This is a genomic window from Kitasatospora sp. NPDC004531 (assembly GCF_053602195.1).
Genome location: NZ_JBSGDD010000017.1, coordinates 67,691 through 83,872 on the forward strand (window position 1 = coordinate 67,691; position 16,182 = coordinate 83,872).

15 protein-coding genes are annotated in these 16,182 nt (G+C 73.2%); 5 read left to right on the top strand and 10 right to left on the bottom strand.

The window, feature by feature from the left end:
• Positions 1-36: 36 nt before the first annotated feature.
• The 5 genes from mycP to ACWEMJ_RS10655 all read right to left on the bottom strand — a co-directional run bounded on the left by mycP (position 37) and on the right by ACWEMJ_RS10655 (position 5,920).
• Positions 37-1,449 carry a type VII secretion-associated serine protease mycosin gene (mycP, locus tag ACWEMJ_RS10635; protein WP_452136620.1) on the bottom strand — a complete coding sequence of 471 codons (1,413 nt, stop codon included), beginning with the start codon at positions 1,447-1,449 and terminating at the stop codon, positions 37-39.
• 176 nt (positions 1,450-1,625) lie between these two features.
• Positions 1,626-3,011, bottom strand: coding sequence for a S8 family serine peptidase (locus ACWEMJ_RS10640; RefSeq protein ID WP_452136621.1), 1,386 nt, complete (start codon positions 3,009-3,011; stop codon positions 1,626-1,628).
• Positions 3,012-3,098: 87 nt separating this feature from the next.
• Positions 3,099-4,562 (bottom strand): WXG100 family type VII secretion target, encoded by a 1,464-nt coding sequence (locus tag ACWEMJ_RS10645; RefSeq protein ID WP_452136622.1) that lies wholly within the window; start codon positions 4,560-4,562, stop codon positions 3,099-3,101.
• A gap of 64 nt (positions 4,563-4,626) precedes the next feature.
• Entirely contained in the window at positions 4,627-5,088 is a 462-nt protein-coding gene (locus tag ACWEMJ_RS10650) for a hypothetical protein (protein ID WP_452136623.1), read from the bottom strand.
• Between the two features lie 142 nt (positions 5,089-5,230).
• Complete coding sequence (locus ACWEMJ_RS10655; protein WP_452136624.1) at positions 5,231-5,920, bottom strand: endonuclease V; 690 nt, start codon at positions 5,918-5,920, stop codon at positions 5,231-5,233.
• A gap of 255 nt (positions 5,921-6,175) precedes the next feature.
• Between ACWEMJ_RS10655 and ACWEMJ_RS10660 the strand changes: the two genes are divergently transcribed.
• Positions 6,176-6,484 (top strand): hypothetical protein, encoded by a 309-nt coding sequence (locus ACWEMJ_RS10660; protein WP_452136625.1) that lies wholly within the window; start codon positions 6,176-6,178, stop codon positions 6,482-6,484.
• 64 nt (positions 6,485-6,548) lie between these two features.
• Here ACWEMJ_RS10660 and ACWEMJ_RS10665 read toward each other — a convergent pair whose 3' ends face one another.
• Entirely contained in the window at positions 6,549-7,226 is a 678-nt protein-coding gene (locus ACWEMJ_RS10665; protein WP_452136626.1) for an RDD family protein, read from the bottom strand.
• A 109-nt stretch (positions 7,227-7,335) separates the two neighbouring features.
• A complete protein-coding gene (locus tag ACWEMJ_RS10670) occupies positions 7,336-9,036 on the bottom strand; it encodes an RDD family protein (protein WP_452136627.1) in 1,701 nt (566 codons plus the stop codon).
• 404 nt (positions 9,037-9,440) lie between these two features.
• Here ACWEMJ_RS10670 and ACWEMJ_RS10675 point away from each other — a divergent pair, with 404 nt between their 5' ends.
• Complete coding sequence (locus tag ACWEMJ_RS10675) at positions 9,441-9,860, top strand: SsgA family sporulation/cell division regulator (RefSeq protein WP_387866798.1); 420 nt, start codon at positions 9,441-9,443, stop codon at positions 9,858-9,860.
• Between the two features lie 67 nt (positions 9,861-9,927).
• On the opposite strand, the gene ACWEMJ_RS10680 is transcribed toward ACWEMJ_RS10675, so the two are convergent.
• The 3 genes from ACWEMJ_RS10680 to ACWEMJ_RS10690 all read right to left on the bottom strand — a co-directional run bounded on the left by ACWEMJ_RS10680 (position 9,928) and on the right by ACWEMJ_RS10690 (position 13,862).
• A complete protein-coding gene (locus tag ACWEMJ_RS10680) occupies positions 9,928-11,328 on the bottom strand; it encodes a glycosyltransferase 87 family protein (RefSeq protein WP_452136628.1) in 1,401 nt (466 codons plus the stop codon).
• Between the two features lie 417 nt (positions 11,329-11,745).
• On the bottom strand, positions 11,746-13,137 hold the full coding sequence (locus tag ACWEMJ_RS10685) for an ATP-binding protein (RefSeq protein ID WP_452136644.1): 1,392 nt from the start codon (positions 13,135-13,137) through the stop codon (positions 11,746-11,748).
• A 17-nt stretch (positions 13,138-13,154) separates the two neighbouring features.
• Entirely contained in the window at positions 13,155-13,862 is a 708-nt protein-coding gene (locus ACWEMJ_RS10690) for a response regulator transcription factor (RefSeq protein ID WP_452136629.1), read from the bottom strand.
• Between the two features lie 167 nt (positions 13,863-14,029).
• Between ACWEMJ_RS10690 and ACWEMJ_RS10695 the strand changes: the two genes are divergently transcribed.
• From ACWEMJ_RS10695 to ACWEMJ_RS10705, 3 genes are all read left to right on the top strand, one after another.
• Positions 14,030-14,653 carry a hypothetical protein gene (locus tag ACWEMJ_RS10695; RefSeq protein ID WP_452136630.1) on the top strand — a complete coding sequence of 208 codons (624 nt, stop codon included), beginning with the start codon at positions 14,030-14,032 and terminating at the stop codon, positions 14,651-14,653.
• Positions 14,654-14,735: 82 nt separating this feature from the next.
• Complete coding sequence (locus tag ACWEMJ_RS10700) at positions 14,736-15,230, top strand: Lrp/AsnC family transcriptional regulator (protein ID WP_452136631.1); 495 nt, start codon at positions 14,736-14,738, stop codon at positions 15,228-15,230.
• Positions 15,231-15,410: 180 nt separating this feature from the next.
• Complete coding sequence (locus ACWEMJ_RS10705) at positions 15,411-16,178, top strand: helix-turn-helix domain-containing protein (RefSeq protein ID WP_452136632.1); 768 nt, start codon at positions 15,411-15,413, stop codon at positions 16,176-16,178.
• Positions 16,179-16,182 lie beyond the last annotated feature (4 nt).

Here is a 16,182-nt window from a genome sequence, read left to right on the forward strand (position 1 = left end):
CCACTCCCCGGGGAGCCGACAGACAACACCCCGCACTCAGCGCTGGTAAGGATTCCCCCCACCCGGCCCCTGCGACGGCGGATACCCACTCCCCTGCTGCGGCGGGTACGGCGCCTGCTGCGGCGGATACCCCGGCCCCGGCTGCTGCGGCAGATACGCCGACTGCGGTTGACCATAGCCACCGGCCTGCTGCGGCGGATACCCGTACGGACCACCGCCGGGACCACCAGGACCGCCCGGCCCACCGCCGTCTCCGCGCTTGTTGCGGCGGACCAGCAGCACGATCACCACGATGGCGATCACACCGAGAACACCGCCGCCCACCGCGATCAGCATCCCGTTCCCGCTCCTGGAACCACCGCCCGCTTGCGCCGACGTCGCCCCGCTTGCTGCCGGGGCCTGCGCCGGATCCGACGCTCCGCCGGAGGGGCGGGAGGTCGAACTGCCCCGCTGAAGCAGCGGGTTCTCCTTCGGCCCGTTGTCCACCTCGGGGTTGGCGACCAACGCGCCGGACGGCGACACGATTCCGTAGCCGTACTGGTTGTTCGGGAACGTCCCCTTGCCCTCGGGCTTCACCGCGCTCTTGATCATCCGGTTGATGACCTGCCCCGCCGACAGCTCCGGATACTTCGACCGCACCAACGCAGCAGTCGCAGACACATAGGCCGCAGCGTCGGAGGTGCCGTTCGCCGTGCCGTAGCCCTGCTTTTCGTTCGCGCGGTAGATATTGACGCCCGGAGCTGCGAGCGTCACCTCAGGCCCAGTGGTCGACTTGGGCCAGAGATCGCCCTTCTCGTCGATCGCAGTGGCCACCACCACCCCAGGGAAGGCCGCCGGGTAGCTGATCTTCAGATCGGCATCGTTTCCGGGTGCCGCAACGAGGACGACATCCTTCTGGATCGCGTAGTTGATGGCGTCCTGGTAGCCCTTTTCGAGCTTGCCTCCCCACCCGAAGGACATGTTGATGACCTTCGCATTGTGGTCGACCGCATAGCGAATGGCATCGCCGATCTCCGTCTCACTGGCGGACCGGGCGCTCCCGTCCAGTCCGATGTTCATCTTGACGGGAAGGATCTTGGCTCGGGGCGCGAGCCCCATGATTCCCGCCTTGTCACCATGGCCACGCCCGGCAATGACGCTGGCCATTCCGGTTCCGTGGCCCTGGGTATCGGTCCGCCCGTCCTTGCCCGGGCTTGTGAAGTCGGTCCCGGAGAGAACCTGGCCGGCCAGATCCGGGTGATCCGCAACACCGGTGTCCAGGACCGCGACGACCACCCCCTCGCCCTGGCTGATCGGCCAGACCTTCTCGGCCGCACGGTAGTTCTTCAGCGCCCACTGCCCATCGCGGATGGTGTCCGCGGCGGCAGGCCCGACGCTGGAACCCCACACCAGAGCCCCTACAGCGATCGCAGCCAGACCACGCACGCATCGGCCGGTCACCAATCTCATCGCCCCCACTCATTGAAACGACCGTCCCGCAGATCGTCAGATCTGCGGGACGGTCGGTCGTCTTTCTTCGACTGTTCAGCTCACCGAGCGCCGTACCATCCTTCGACAAGGTCGTCCGCTCGCTCTTGAAAAACGGCCGAACCAAGCCTCAGGACCCGACGAAAACAGAACCCCACTCAGCGCTGGTACGGGTTCCCCCCACCCGGCGGCTGCTGCGGCGGATACGGCGGCGGCTGCTGCGGGTAGGGCGCCTGCTGCGGGTAACCCGGGCCCGGCTGCCCATAGCCGGCGGGCTGCTGCGGCGGATATCCGTGCCCAGGCCCACCACCAGGGCCGCCGGGGCCGCCAGGCCCACCACCGTTGCCACCCTTGGAGCGACGTACCAACAGCACGATCACCACGATGACGATCAGGCCCACGACGCCGCCGCCGACCGCGATCAGCATCCCGTTCCCGCTCTTGGAGTCACCACCACTCGCCTGCGAACCGGTCGAGTCGCCGCCGGCCGCAGGCGTCTTCGCGGGGTCGGACGCGGCACCGGAGGGCTTGGAGGTCGAACCGCCACGCTTGAGCAGCGGGTTCTCCTTCGGGCCGTTGTCCACCTCGGGGTTGGCGGCCAACGCGCCGGACGGGGAGGCGATTCCGTATCCGAACTGGGGGTTCGGGAAAGGCCCCTTGCCTTCTGGCTTCACCGCAGTTTTGATCATCCGATTGATGACCTGGCCCGCCGACAGGTCCGGATACTCCGCCCTCACCAGCGCGGCAATCGCGGACACGAATGCGGCGGAGTCGGAGGTGCCATCTCCTGCGCTGTAGCCCTTCTTCCCATTTGCGCGATAGATGTTCTCGGCGGGGGCTGCGAGCGTCACCTCTGCACCAGTCGTCGACTTGGGCCACAGCTCACCTCGCTCCGTGACTCCCGAGGCGACCACCACTCCGGGGAACTTGGCGGGGTAGTCGAGCTGCATGGTGGGGTCGTTTCCGCTGGCGGTAACGAGAATGACGTCCTTTTGAACGGCGTACTCGATCGCCGCCTGGTATCCCTCGTCGAACGCGGTGCCGGCGCCGAAGGACATGTTAATAACCTTGGCCCCATTGTCGACGGCGTAGCGGATCGCCTCTCCGACCTGCTTCTCGTCGCCTGACTCAAGGTGTTCGGCATTGCCAACGCCGATCTTCACCGGAAGGATTCTGGCCTTCGGCGCCAACCCCATGATGCCGGCGTTGTCGCCGTGCCCATGACCGGCAATGATGCTGGCCATACCGGTCCCGTGGCCAATGACATCGTTCTGACCGTTCGCGTCCCTGCCCGTGAAATCCTTCCCCGGGAGAACCTGGCCCGTCAGATCCGGGTGCGCCGCATCGACACCCGTGTCAAGGACCGCGACAACGACTCCCGCGCCCTCACTGACCGGCCAAACCTTCTCAGCCGCACGATAGTTCTTCAGCGCCCACTGTCCGTCGCGGATGGTGTCCGCAGCGGCAGGCCCGGCACCGACACCCCACACCAGGGCTCCCGCAGCGAGCGCGGCCAGACCGCGCACGGATCGGCTGGTCGTCAAGCCTCGTCACCCCACTCGTTGAAGCGGCCGCCCCGCAGACCATCGGATCTGCGGGACGGCCGGTCGTCTTCGACTACTGACCGAACGTCATTCCACCACGTTCGGGTTGACCTGATTGCCGGATGCCCACGTTTCCTCGTCCTCGACGAGGTAGTCCGGGCGGTCCTTGCCGCGCTTCTTGTCCTTCTTGCCGGCCTGGCCCTGGCCGCCCATGCCGCCGCCGTGCCCGGCACCTGCCTGGCCCGGGCCGCCGGCCTGGCCGCCGGCGCCACCCTGGCCGAAACGGTTGCGGCCGATGCCCGACCCGCCCTCAGTGAACGCCCGCCCTCCGGCAGCGGAGTGGGTGGCCTCGCCGATCACTCCGCCGGCCTTGCCGGTCAGGCCACCGCCGGAACGCGCGCCAATGCCGCTTCCACCGCCGGCACCGCCACCGCCAAGAGCGCCGTTGCCGAGACCGCCGCCCGAGCGAGCCCCCATGCCACCGGCACCGCCTGCGCCCGGCCCTCCGCTGCCGCCCAGGCCGCCGGAGCCAAAGGTGCCGGCCTTGGAGACGCTGTTGCCGGTGAACCCGGCACGGCTGCTGCCGATGCCGGTGCCCCCGCCCAGCAGGGCTCCATCGCCGCGGCCGATCGGACCGGTACCCACGCCGCCCGCCGGACCGAGGCCACCGCCGCCGACCGGGCTGTGCACCGTTCCAGCACCCCCGGTACCACCGATCGTCCCGGTGCCGCCGCGGACACCGCCGTTGGCACCCGGGATTCCGTCGATACCCGTGCCCGGGCCCTTCGGCTGCGGAATCGCGTTGGCCGTTCCACCGGAGATGCCCGCGTCGGTCGGCCGGATCACGGTGGGCTGGAGCTTTGGCGCCTGCGGCGTGCCGCTGGTCCCCAACTGTCGACCAGCGGTCCGCGATCCGGCACTGCCACTCGCCGACCCTGTGCTGCCCTGCACAAGACCGCCGCCGACTCCGGCGATCAAGGCTCCGAGAGCGGACGCACCACCGTTGTCCGGCGGCGTCAGTTCCCTATCACCGTCACGGATCGGCTTCGGCGGCTGCAGATAGGTGGTGGTCGCACGGTAGCTCGCCGCGAGCGTCTGCATCACGGTGACCGCTTCCTGCTTCCGCGAGTCCGCGACGGCAGTGCGGGTGTCTTCGTTGTCGACGCCGACGGTCTGCTGGGCGGTGTCGCTGACCGCGTCACCCACCTTGTCCCAGAAGCCGGGCTCCTCGGGCATGTCACGCTTGGCCTTGTCGATGGCCTCGGACATCATCTCCAGCGCGTTGGCCGCGTCGTTAGAGTAGGCCGCGACGCTGTTCACGTCGTTGGCGAGCGCAGTCATCCGCGAGTAGAACGCGTCGCTCGTATCGCCCTGCCAGGAATCACTGGTGTCAGCAGCCGCGGTGTTCAGCGCGGTGCGGATCTGCTTCAGGGTGTTGGTGGCACGACGCCACGGGTCGGCGGCCGCCATCACCGCACCGGAGTCCATCGACTGGACCATGTCGCGCATCTGGCCGTGGCTGTAGCCGTTGAAGTTGGTCATGTCGGTCACGATTGGCTCCCCTCACGCCGAACGCTGCCTCGGCGGTCACCCAGTTTCGCTGCGTCCCGGACGATCACCACTGCGGCCTCGGCTCTCCGCTGCCCGCCGGAGACACGGTTCCGACCGGCGGCCCGGCCTGCGGCGCCCCCGCTGCGGTCCGCTGGGTCGAGGTCACCGGATTGGGGACCGCTGTGGACCAACCGTCACTCGCCAGCTTCAGTTGCTTGCTGGCGTCGTGCTCCTGCTCCTCGTAGTTGGTCGCAGTCCGGTCCGCGTTCTGCTGCGCCTCGTCGATCGCCTGCTGGATGTAGTCGAGGACCCTCTTCAGCCCGTCCCGCATCTCCCCGTACTTGGCGTGCAACGCCTCCGCCTCCGGGAACGACCCGAACGCCGCCGGGGCAAGCCCCGTCTGTCCGTGGACCTTCGCGCCGCCGGCGCCGTCCTCGAACTCCTTGAGCAGTCCTCGGACTTGCGCCGCGAATGCGCGCAGGCTGTCCACCTCTACCTGGTAGCCCTTGCCGCCGCCTGTGCTCATGTACTCGTACCTCCCCCGTACTTGCTGCCCGCTGGACTGCCCACTCGACCGCCTGGGGCCTGATGGAAAAAGTTGGCTCCAGTCCATATGTCTAACACATGGAACGGTCCGTCAAAACGCCCCCTGGTGACGGAGGGTGGGGTCAGGGGGTGGGTGCGGTGGCGGCGAGGGCCCGGCGGCAGAGGGAGTCGGCCCGGCGGGTGGTTTCGGGGAGGCGGTAGGAGGGGGTGAGCGCGAGGGTGACGGCGGTGGCTTCGGTGAGGCCGATGCGGTGGCCGACGGAGAGGAAGACGGGCTTGACGCCCTGCCGGGTGCGGACGGCGCGGCCGACGGTCTCGGGGCCGTCGAGGAGCGGGGACCAATCGCCGCGGCGTTCGCCGGGCGGTTGGTGGGTGAAGGTGAAGGGGGTCTTGGCGATGCCGAGGGTGGGCAGGCCGGTGTGGACGCCGAGGTGGCTGGCGAGACCGAGGCGGCGGGGATGGGCGAGGCCGTAGCCGTCGCAGACGACGAGGTCGGGGGTGCGGGTGAGGCGGGCCAACGCGTCGAGGACGGCGGGGAGTTCGCGGAAGGCGAGCAGCCCGGGGAGGTAGGGGAACGCCACCCGGCCGACGGCGGTGGCCTGTTCGACGACGTCGAGGGTCGCGTAGTCGAGCAGGACGGCCGCGGCGGCGACCACGTCGCGCTCGTCGTCGTAGGCGACGTCGACGCCGGCGATCAACGTGCCGGGGCGGCGCGGCGGTTCGGGGCCCTCGGGGACGACCAGGGGACGCAGGCGTTCCTGTTCGGCGCGGGCGGCTTCCGCGGTGGTGGGCCAGTCGGCGGGGACGGTCACGGCGGCTCCGGGCGGGGTCGGATGGGGGTGGCACGGGGCGGCCACCCGCCCCGGTGTTGTCCGTGGGCACGCTATCGCTCGACGAAACATGACGGGACCGACGGTCGGGCGCAACCACGTGAGCCCGTGCGCCCCCTGTGCCCCCGGATCACTCAACTCCCGGAGGCTAGGCTTGACTTACCGCTCCAGACCCAGCCGCCTTCCCCGCGCGAAGGGTTGACCGCCATGACACGCCCCGCCGTGACACGCCCCGCCGTGACACGCCCCGCCGCACGCCCCTCCAAGAGCCCCCACGAGAGCCCCCGCCCGGGCCCGGTCCAGGTCGGTCTCGGCACCCTGATCGCGACGGCCGCCACCGTGGCGCTGCTGGCGGTGTCCGGGGAGACGGGGGTGTGGCGGGTGGCGGTGCTGGTGGCGTTCGGGGTCGCACTCGGGACGCTGTCCGCCGTCCTGCTCGCCGCCCGCCCCCGCGTCGCGGCGCCCCCGGCCGCGCCCACCGCCCCGAGGCCGCCCGCCCGGGACCTCCGCCGTCCCGAGAACGTCCGCGAGTACGCGCACCGATGAACTCCCGGGCCCGCGGCAGGTCGATGGCTGCCACGGGCCCGGGGCCCAACCGGAGGGGCGTCCGTCAGGCGGTCGAGACCACCACCGTCTTGGCCGCCTTGTCGTGGATGCACTGCCGGTAGGGCTTGTCGAAAACCCCGAACAGGCCGTCGACGGGCCACCACAGGCCGCCGCAGCAGATCAGCGCGGGCACGACGAAGACGGCGGCGCGGGTCCAGGCGGCGCTGGTGGTCGGGGCGGAGCCGTCGGCGAGCATCGCGACGCGGACCTTCATCAGCTTCTTGCCGAGGGTCTGGCCGTCCCGGCTGAGCATCAGGCCCTCGTAGACCAGGTAGAACGCGTAGCCGAGCCAGGCCGAGCCGACCCAGCCGTCCTGCTTGCCGAAGTTGGCGAACGGCAGCAGCACCAGGACGGCGAGCACCTCCACCATGATCCAGTCGACCAGGCGGGCGACGATCCGCGCGCCCCAGCCGCCGAGCGCGGGCATCCCGGGGACCGGGCCGGGGCCGGGCGTGCCGTAGGGCGAGCCGTACGGGCTGCCGGGGGGCGGGTTCTGGCCGGGCGGGGGGCCGTAGCCGGGGGGCCGGTTGTCGTAGGGGGAGCCCGATCCGGGCGGCGCGCCGTACTGGCCGCCGTAGCCGGGCGGCGTGTCGTACGGGCTGCCCGCCGACGGCGGCTGCTTGTCGAAGGAAGGCGTGCCGCCCTCCTCCGGCTCGGTCCCAGAGGGGTCTTGGCTGCTCATGGCACGAGTAGAACACCGCGATTCCTACGCACTTGGGACATTCGCGACGTTTCCGCCCGTTTCAACGGCAGCCGGGCGGCCGCCGGCGGCGCGCCCGACAGCCCGGCGGTCAGCGCCGCACCACCCGCACCACCCGGGTCCGGGCCGCCCGGTCGTGCCAGCCGCGTCGGGCGGGACGGTCCAGCAGCGGCGCGACCAGGCCCGCCAGCAGGACGGTGCCGAGCCCGCCCACCAGCCAGCGCAGCAGCGAACGCCCGAAGCCCGGCGGGCGGCTGCCGCCCGCGGCGACCACCCGGATCCGGGCCAGCCGCTTGCCGAAGGTCTGGCCGGTCCGCGCGACCGGCAGCACCTGGTACAGCAGCGCGAACAGCACCAGCACCCCGAGCACCACGCCGACCCGGCCCAGTACCGTCTGGTCCAGCAGCCACACCTGGTGCTGGCGACCGGTCAACTGGGCGGCGCGCTGCGCCTGTTCGATCTTCTTCCGGACGTGCTCCGACACCGTGGCCGCCATCGGCACCGCGACGGCCGCCCCGACCACCACCGTCACCGCGCCGTCCACCAGCCACCCGAACGCCCGCGCCGCCAACCCGGCCGGCACGGCCGCCGGCGCCGCCGACCGCCGCTGCTCCCCGCCGCCACCACCGGCGCGCGCCCGCCCTGCGGGGCTCGCCCCGGGCGATGGGGCGACCCGGGACTCCGCGGCACTCTCGCGCGGCGGCCGCACCCGCTCACCGGTGACCTGCGCCGCCGGAGCAGCCGCCCGCGTCTCCGGCGCGACCGCCCGGGCCTGCGCGGCAGCCGCCCGCGTCTCCGGCGCGACCGCCTGCGCGGCGGCGCCCTGCGGCTCCGGACGCGCGGCGGCCTGCTCCAGCGGCGACGCGAGGGCCTCGCCGGGGGCCGCGTCGACGCCCCAGGAGACGCGTCGGGGCGCTTCGCCGGTGTCCATCAGCCCGCGCTGCGCCCGCGGGTCCGCCCGCCAACCCGAGGAGGCGGCGGGCTCCTCCGCCACCACGGACGGCCCGCCCGGACGCGACGAACCCGCTCCCAGCCCGCACAGCGGCTCGTACAGCGGCGCCGACCCGGCCGCCATCCCCACCGAGCCGCCCCGCCCTTCTCCGTCCCCGCCTCCGTGCCAGGGCGTCCCACCGAGCGGCTGGGCAGGACGCGGCACGGCCTCCTCCACGACCTCCTCCACGGCGACGACCGGCTCCGCCCCCGGCGGCGACGCCTCCACCGCCGGCTCCCGAACCTCGGCCGGCCGCACGCGTTGCGACCCCACCACCCCGGACGCCCCGGCCCCGGAAGCCCCGGCCGCCTCCGGCACCGAGACCGGCCCCAGCCGCAGCGCGGCCGCCGTGGCCCAGGACTCGACGACCGCGGGCTGCATCCCACCCCCGCTCACGGCCCAGGGGGCGACCGGTTCGACGGCCCGCGGCCCGCTCTCCACCGGGGCGGGCGGCGGCGCCACCGGCCCCGGGTGCGCCGGCATGTTGAAGGCGGTGTGCGCCCCGGTCTCGTCGAGGTAGATCGGCCCGGTCTCGATCAGCGGTCCGGTCGGTGCGGCGGGCGCGAGCCCGGGCGGGACGGCGTACGGCGGCGGGCCGAGGTAGCGGGCGACGAAGCGCGGCGGCTGGAGCTGCTGGCCGGGGGCGGGCGCGGCCCGGCTGGTGCCGGGGACCCAGGCGTGCCCGGCCCAGTAGCGGACGAAGCCGGGTACCGAGGGGTCGGGGTAGTAGCCGGGTGCTCCGGCGTCGGCGGGCACGGTCGTGCCGAGCATCGGTGCTGCGGTGGGGGGCCGGTCCGTCATTGCCTCTTCCTTCGTACCGGCACCGCGGCGTGCAGGTGTGCGGATGTGCGCAACCGGGCCGCGGGCGGAGAGTCGCCGGGCAGTCACAAAGAGTAGTACCTGGAGGGGCCCGGTCCGCCTGGTTCCCGGTAACTCGTGAAACCGGTGGAACGGGACGGGTGCGAGTGGTAGGGCACGAGTCCTGAGCCGGGTCGGTCGTGCCGAACGTCGGCCGGCCCGGTGTCCCGTCCCGAACAGTCGGTCCGGTGTCCCGTCCGGAACAACCGGGACGGCCGGGAAAAGGTTCTGCGAAAAGTCCGTCGGAAAGTTTCCCGGAAACCCGTGTAAGAGTGCGCACCGCTCCCGCTCTCTCCTGCTGCGGGGCCGATCGGCGGCCGCGCAGCGGAGGCGAGAGGGTGAGCGGCATGGCCGGACAGTCGACCGGAGTGGTGGAGCAGGAGCTGGAGCTGGAACTGGTGCTGTCGCCGGAGCGCAGCGTCGCGGTGCCGGCCCGGCTGTCGTACGGGAGCCACGACCCGTTCGCGGTGTACGTGACCTTCCACCTGGACAGTGGGACGCCGGTGACCTGGGTGTTCGCCCGTGAGCTGTTGGTGGAGGGAACGTTCCGGCCGTGCGGTCAGGGCGACGTGCGGATCTGGCCGACCCGGGCGGGGCGGCGCAGCGTGCTGTGCATGGCGTTGAGCTCGCCGGCGGGCGACGCGCTGCTGGAGGCGCCGCTGCCGACGGTGGCGGCGTGGCTGGAGCGGGCGCACCGGCTGGTGCCGCCGGGCGCCGAGCTGGAGGCGATGGACCTGGACGGTTCGCTCGCCGAGCTGCTGGCGTGAACCGGGCGGCCGGCGCGACACCAGCGGCCGGCGCGAGCCGTGCTGCCCTTGTGAGCCGGCCCGGTGCTCAGTGGGCCGCGGGGGCCTTCTGGCTGCCGGTGCTGCCCAGCCCGTCGGAGCCGGTGCGCGGCGCGGGGAGGGCGACCAGCGGGGCGGCGGCGCGGCTGCGGGAGTGCAGGCGCAGGGCGGCGACGGCCAGGAAGCACAGGCCGATCAGCGGGTAGATCGAGGCCGGCAGCTGGCTGGGGAGGGACAGTCGCAGGTCCAGGTCGCCCTTGTGCGGGACGACCCACATCGCGAAGGAGAGGAAGCCGAGCAGGGTCAGGCCGAACACGATCCGCCAGCGCAGGCGCCGGACGGCGGCGGGCCGGGAGCGTTCGTGGGCGGCCTCGGCGGCGAGCAGGACCAGCATCGGCACGCACCACACCCAGTGGTGGGTCCAGCTGATCGGGGAGATCAGCACGGCGGTGACGAGCGCGGCGCACACGCTCCAGGCTTCGGCGCGGGGCGACCGGTGGGCGCTGCGGTGGGCCCAGACGGCGACGGCGAGGCCGCCGACGGCGACCAGGGCGGCGAGCGCGGTGGCGGCGGGGCCGGGGTTCTCGGTGTGCAGCAGGCGGGCGACCATGCCGCTGATCGACTGGTTGTCGACGATGACGGTCTTGCCGACCCGGGTGGAGTCGAAGAGGTACTCGGTCCAGAAGCCGCGGGTGGCGTCCGGCAGGACGAGGGCGCCGATCAGGAAGGTGCCGAGGAAGGCGGCGCCGGCCACCAGTGCGGCCCGGATCCGGCCGGTGATCAGCAGGTAGACGGCGAACAGGCCGGGGGTGAGCTTGATGCCGGCGGCCAGGCCGATGGCGAGGCCCTTGGAGCGGGCGTGGTCGGGGCGGGTGAGGTCCCAGAGGATCAGGCAGGCCAGGGCGAGGTTGATCTGTCCGTAGCGCAGGGTGGTGAAGACGGGTTCCAGCCAGACGCCCAGTCCGGTGATCAGGACCACGCCGATCGGCCGCAGTTCGCGGCGCGGCCAGCCGACCAGTTTGAAGGACAGGTGGGCGAGGGCGGCCAGCAGCAGCAGGTTCCCGGCGGTGACGGCGACGCGCAGGAACGGGATGCCGAACCAGGTGGTCGGCACGAACAGCATGGCGGCGAACGGCGGGTAGGTGGCGGGCAGGTTCCACTCGGTGACCCGCAGCGCGTACAGGTCCTGGCCGTGGGCGACGGCGGCGCCCTCGGCCCGGTAGACGATCATGTCGACCATCGAGGTGCCGGCCAGGTGCCGCACGGTGGCGTAGCCGAGCAGCGAGACCAGGGCGATCGCCGCGGCGATGCCGAGCGGCCGCCGGGGGGCGGCGCGCAGGGCGGCGGTGAGGTCGGCGAGCAGGCGCAGGGGTGCGGTGAGGGCGCGCCGCCAGGCGGGGACGGGTGGTTGTTCAGGTCCGCCGGTGGGCGTGGCGCGCTGTGCTTGCACCGTGGTCACTGTGTTGCTCCGTCCGCCGTCGACCTGCGCTGGGCCAGCAGCCGACACTACCCGACGGTCCGATTCGCGCCACCGGTCGCGGGATCCGAGGGGTCCTGACCTGCGGTCGCCCCGGGCTCCCCTCCGGGGGCCGGCCGAGCGGCCGCGGGGAAGGGCGACCGTCCGGACACGGCCCCGGCCCGGGGCGACCGCACCCGGCGGCCGGACGGCCGCGTCCGGGGTGCGGTCCGCCGACGCGGACGACGATCGACGTGCGGACGACCCTAGCCGGGCGCACGGAGCGCGGCCGCGCGGCCGGGGCGGCATCAGGCGCAGCTGAGGCGGTGCTAGGGAGTTCTTAAGGAAGAGGAGCGACACCAGCTGTCGCCCCCGCGGTAACAGCTGCTGTGTCGGTGTCATCGGCCTGCGTCAGTCCTTGCGGAGCGGTCGGCCGGGGCGGCGCCGTTGCTGGCGCGGCAGTTCGACTTGGGTGCGGGTGTTGAGCCGTACCCCGATCTCGGCGCCGCCGAGTGCGGCGGAGCGGCCGAGGGTGACGTCGCCGCCGGTGCTCTCGGCGAGTTTGCGGACGATGTCCAGGCCGAGGCCGGTGGAGCCTTCGCCGCCGTGGCCGGCGCCGCGGCGGATCGCCGGAGCCGGGTCGGCGAAGCCCGGTCCGGCGTCGCCGATCAGGACGGTCACGGCGTCCTGGTCGGCGGCGAGGTCGACGGCGAAGGCGGTGCCGACGGCGGTGTGCCGGAAGACGTTGCCGAGCAGGGCGTCGACGGCGGCGGCCAGGTCGCCGCGCTGGACGGGCACGGGCGCGGGTTCGGTGTCGCCGTTGAGCTGCCAGGGGCGGCCTTCGTCCTCGGCGAGGGCGGACCAGAACGCGACGCGTTCGCGGATCACCTCGACGGCGTCGCAGCCGAGGACGACGGGTGGGGCGTCCACGGGGTGCCGGCGGGCGGTGCGGATGATCTGGTCGACCTCGCGTTCGAGCTGGGCGACGGCGTGCCGGGTGGCGTCGGCGGCGTCGCCGGCGCCGAGGGCGGCGGCGTTGAGCCGGAGCACGGTGAGCGGGGTGCGCAGCCGGTGCGAGAGGTCGGCGGCGAGTTCCCGTTCGGCGGCGAGCAGGTGGACGACGCGGTCGGCCATGGCGTTGAACGCGTAGGCGGCTTCGCGGAGTTCTTCGGGTGCGCCCGCCGCTTCGGCCCCGTCGACGGGTACCCGGACGGTGAGGTTGCCGGAGCCGAGCGAGCGGGCGGCGGTGGCGAGGCGGCGGGCGGAGCGGACGATCCGGATGCCCATCCGGTCGGCGACCCAGACGGAGACGGCGACCAGGGCGAGCGCGACGCCGGAGAGCACCAGCCAGGCGGTGCTGACGCCGCGGGTCAGATCGGCGTCGGCGACGAACACCTCGACCATGGCGACCCGGCCGTTGTCGACGGCGACCGGTTCGAGCAGCGCGTAGCCGCCCGGGGTGCGGACGGTGCCGCCGCGGTAGCGGGGCCGTCCCTGGTCCTGGTCCTCGGCGGAGGTGAGCTGCCCGGCGTCGACCCGGGGGTGGCCGACCACCGGGCCGCCGGGCAGGTGGACGGCGAGCCGGTCCTGCGCTCCGGCCTCGGTGGAGGCGAGGGCGCGGGCGACGGCGTCCTGGTCGGTGGTGATGGCGAGCGCGGGGCCGAGCGCGGCGGCCTGCCGCTGGGCGGTGGTGAAGGCCCGGTCGCGGGCGGTGTGCTGGACGACCAGGCCGAGCGGGATCAGGAACGCCAGCGCGACCATGACGGTGCCGGCGATGGCGGCCTTGACCATCGCCCAGCGCAGCGAGCGGAGCAGGCGTTTCATGTCGCGCACCCGACCGGGGGTTCGGAGGGCGCTTCGAGCCGGACGCCGACGCCGCGCACGGTGTGCAGGTAGCGCGGGCTGGAGGCGGTCTCGCCGAGCTTGCGGCGCAGCCAGGACAGGTGGACGTCGATGGTCTGGTCGCCGCCGTAGGTCTGCCGCCACACCTCGGCGAGGATCTCCTTGCGGGGGACGACCACGCCGGGCCTGGCGGCGAGGAAGGCCAGCAGGTCGAATTCGCGCCGGGTGAGGTCGAGGCGTTCTCCGTCGAGCAGGGCCTCGCGGCGCTGCGGGTCGATGGCGAGGCCGCCGACCCGCAGGATCTGCGGGGCCATCAGGGAGCCGCCGCCGAGCCTGCGCAGCACGGCGGCCATCCGGGCGGTGAGGTGCTCGCCGGAGAACGGTTTCACCAGGTAGTCGTCGGCGCCGTCGTTCAGCAGCCGGACGATCTCCGCCTCCTCGTCCCGGGCGGTGGAGATGATGACCGGTACGTTGGTCAGTCCGCGGATCATCTTGAGCGCCTCGCTGCCGTCCAGATCGGGCAGGCCCAGGTCGAGGATGACCAGGTCGCAGCCCACCTGGGCGACTTCCCGCAGTGCCTCCAGGGCGGTGCCGACGGAGCGCACGGCGTGGCCGGAATCGGCCAGATGGCGGATCAGGGCGGAACGCACAAAGGGGTCGTCCTCGACCACAAGCACTGTTGCCATGGGGCTGCACGGTACGGCATAGCGGCCAACTGGTCTGTACCTCGGGGGTGCGGGAGTTCCGCGGCCGTGACCTGACGGGTCCTCTGGAGACGCCGTACGCAAGGTTGCTGAGGATTGACCGGGTCACTGACCGGCTCGTGACCTGAGTACGGCAGGATGGGCCCGCGATGCGGAGCGGATGGGTTCAACTGGGTGCCTGGGCGGCGGCCACCGGGGCGGCGGTGGCGCTGTCCTGGCTCGGTGTGCACGCGGTGCTGGCCGACACGGTGTTCGAGGGGCCGGTCGCGCTTCCGCTGCCCTCGACGGCCACCTCGCCGCCGGGGCCCGCGGCGTCCCTGCCGCCCGCCCCGGGCACGACCGACACCCCGCCGGCCGGCACCGGATCCCCGGGCGCCACCGGCACCCCGGGCGGCGCGGGCACTTCCGGCTCCTCCCCCGGCTCGACGACCCCGCGCCCCGGCCCGGACCCGACCGCCGGTCCGCCCCGCAGCCCGAGCCCGACCCGCAGCCCGTCCTCGCCGTCGCACGGCGGCTCCGCGTCCATGCTCTCCTCGCCGAGCAGCACCACCGGGACGGTGCGCAGCTACCTGATGCCGGGCGGCCGGGTGGCGATCGAACTGCGCGAGCACGACGCCGAGTTGGTGTCGGCGACCCCGGAGCCGGGCTGGACGATGCAGGTCTGGCGCGGCGACCAGTGGATGCGGATCAACTTCAGCAGGGACGACCGAGTCTCCTCGGTGTACGTGACCTGGAACGGCTTCGAGCCGACCGTGCAGGTCGTCCCGGGCTGAGGCTCGCCGGGCCGGGGGCTGACGGACGGCCCGCGCCGACCCCACAATGTCGGTCGACGCCCGCACCACCGAGGAGCCGCCCGTGCCCCCGCAGCCCGACGCCATCGACGCGCTGGACGGAAAGCTGATCCGGCTGCTCGCCGAGGAGCCGCGGATCGGGGTGCTGGAGTGTTCGCGCCGCCTCCAGGTGGCGCGCGGCACGGTGCAGGCCCGGCTGGACCGGCTGCAGGCGCGCGGGGTGATCGGCGGGTTCGGCCCGCAGGTGGATCCGGCGGCGCTGGGCTATCCGGTGACGGCGTTCGCGACGCTGGAGATCTCGCAAGGGCAGGGTTCGGTGGTGCGGGCGCACCTGGCGGCGGTGCCGGAGGTGCTGGAGCTGCACACCATCACCGGCCACGGCGACATGCTGGTGCGGATCGTGGCCCGGTCGAACGCGGACCTGCAGCGGGTGATCGACCGGGTGGTGGGCTTCGACGGGATCGTCCGGGCGTCCACCGCGATCGCCCTGGAGAACCCGGTGCCGTACCGGATCCTGCCGCTGGTGGAGCAGGCCGCGGGAGCCCCGGAAGCGGTTTGACGGGGGACCGCCAATCGAAGCTGGCGGAGGGCCGCCACCTGCGGGGCGGTGTCACGGATGACGCCGGACGGTTTTTGGCATATGCCTATGGCTCGTGCACGCAATGAACCCGACCACGAACCCCGGGGCCGCCCTCCCCCGCCCCCGGCCGGCTGCCGTTCCCGCCGCCGGAGAACCGTAATGCGGCGGACCGCCGAGGCCCCCACCCTGATCGCCTCCGCGCAGCGCGCCCTGCGCCTGCTGGAGGCGGCCGCCCAGCACCCGGCCGGCGCCACCGCCAAACAGCTCGCCCGGGACACCGAACTGGCCCTCGGCACCACCTACCACCTGCTGCGCACCCTGGTGCACGACCGCTACCTGGAGCGCCGCGACGGCCGCTACCGCACCGGCCCCGCCGTGTCGGGGCTGAGCACGGAGGGCCGGATGGACGGGCCGGAGGCCGGACGGGTCCGACTGGACCGGGTGCTCGGCCGGATCGCGCACGAGCTGAACGCCTCCGTGCACTTCGCCCGCTACAAGGACGGCGAGGTCGAGCTGGTCGCCGCCCGGGCCGCGCCGGGCGCCGCCACCGCCGACCCGGCGCGCTTCGCGGCCGGCGCGCACGCCCACGCCAGCGGCAAGACCCTGCTGGCGCTGATGTCCGCCGAGGAGCGCCGGGCCCATCTGGAGCGCCACCCGATGGTGCCGTTCACCCCGTACACGCTGCGCGAGCCGGCCCAGCTGCCGCTGCTGTTCGGGCCGGGGCCGCAGCGGGCCGCGCCGATCACCCAGTACCAGGAATACCAGCTGGGCCTGGTGGGGGCGGCGGTGCCGATCGTGCTGGGCAGCGACCTGGCCGCGATCGGGGTGGGACTGCCGTCCTCGCAGGCGCACCGCCTGCTGGCGGTGGCCTGCGAGCTGCGGGCCCGGATCGGCGAGGATCTGGTGACCGCCGCGTTCGGCGTGTAGCGGC

What these genes read in the sequence shown, in the direction of transcription:
- ACWEMJ_RS10650 (WP_452136623.1), bottom strand. Translation starts at nt 5,088, where the DNA reads ATGAGCACAGGCGGCGGCAAGGGCTACCAGGTAGAGGTGGACAGCCTG.
- ACWEMJ_RS10705 (WP_452136632.1), top strand. Translation starts at nt 15,411, where the DNA reads ATGCGGCGGACCGCCGAGGCCCCCACCCTGATCGCCTCCGCGCAGCGC.
- ACWEMJ_RS10675 (WP_387866798.1), top strand. Translation starts at nt 9,441, where the DNA reads ATGGCCGGACAGTCGACCGGAGTGGTGGAGCAGGAGCTGGAGCTGGAA.
- ACWEMJ_RS10670 (WP_452136627.1), bottom strand. Translation starts at nt 9,036, where the DNA reads ATGACGGACCGGCCCCCCACCGCAGCACCGATGCTCGGCACGACCGTG.
- ACWEMJ_RS10665 (WP_452136626.1), bottom strand. Translation starts at nt 7,226, where the DNA reads ATGAGCAGCCAAGACCCCTCTGGGACCGAGCCGGAGGAGGGCGGCACG.
- mycP (WP_452136620.1), bottom strand. Translation starts at nt 1,449, where the DNA reads ATGAGATTGGTGACCGGCCGATGCGTGCGTGGTCTGGCTGCGATCGCT.
- ACWEMJ_RS10695 (WP_452136630.1), top strand. Translation starts at nt 14,030, where the DNA reads ATGCGGAGCGGATGGGTTCAACTGGGTGCCTGGGCGGCGGCCACCGGG.
- ACWEMJ_RS10690 (WP_452136629.1), bottom strand. Translation starts at nt 13,862, where the DNA reads ATGGCAACAGTGCTTGTGGTCGAGGACGACCCCTTTGTGCGTTCCGCC.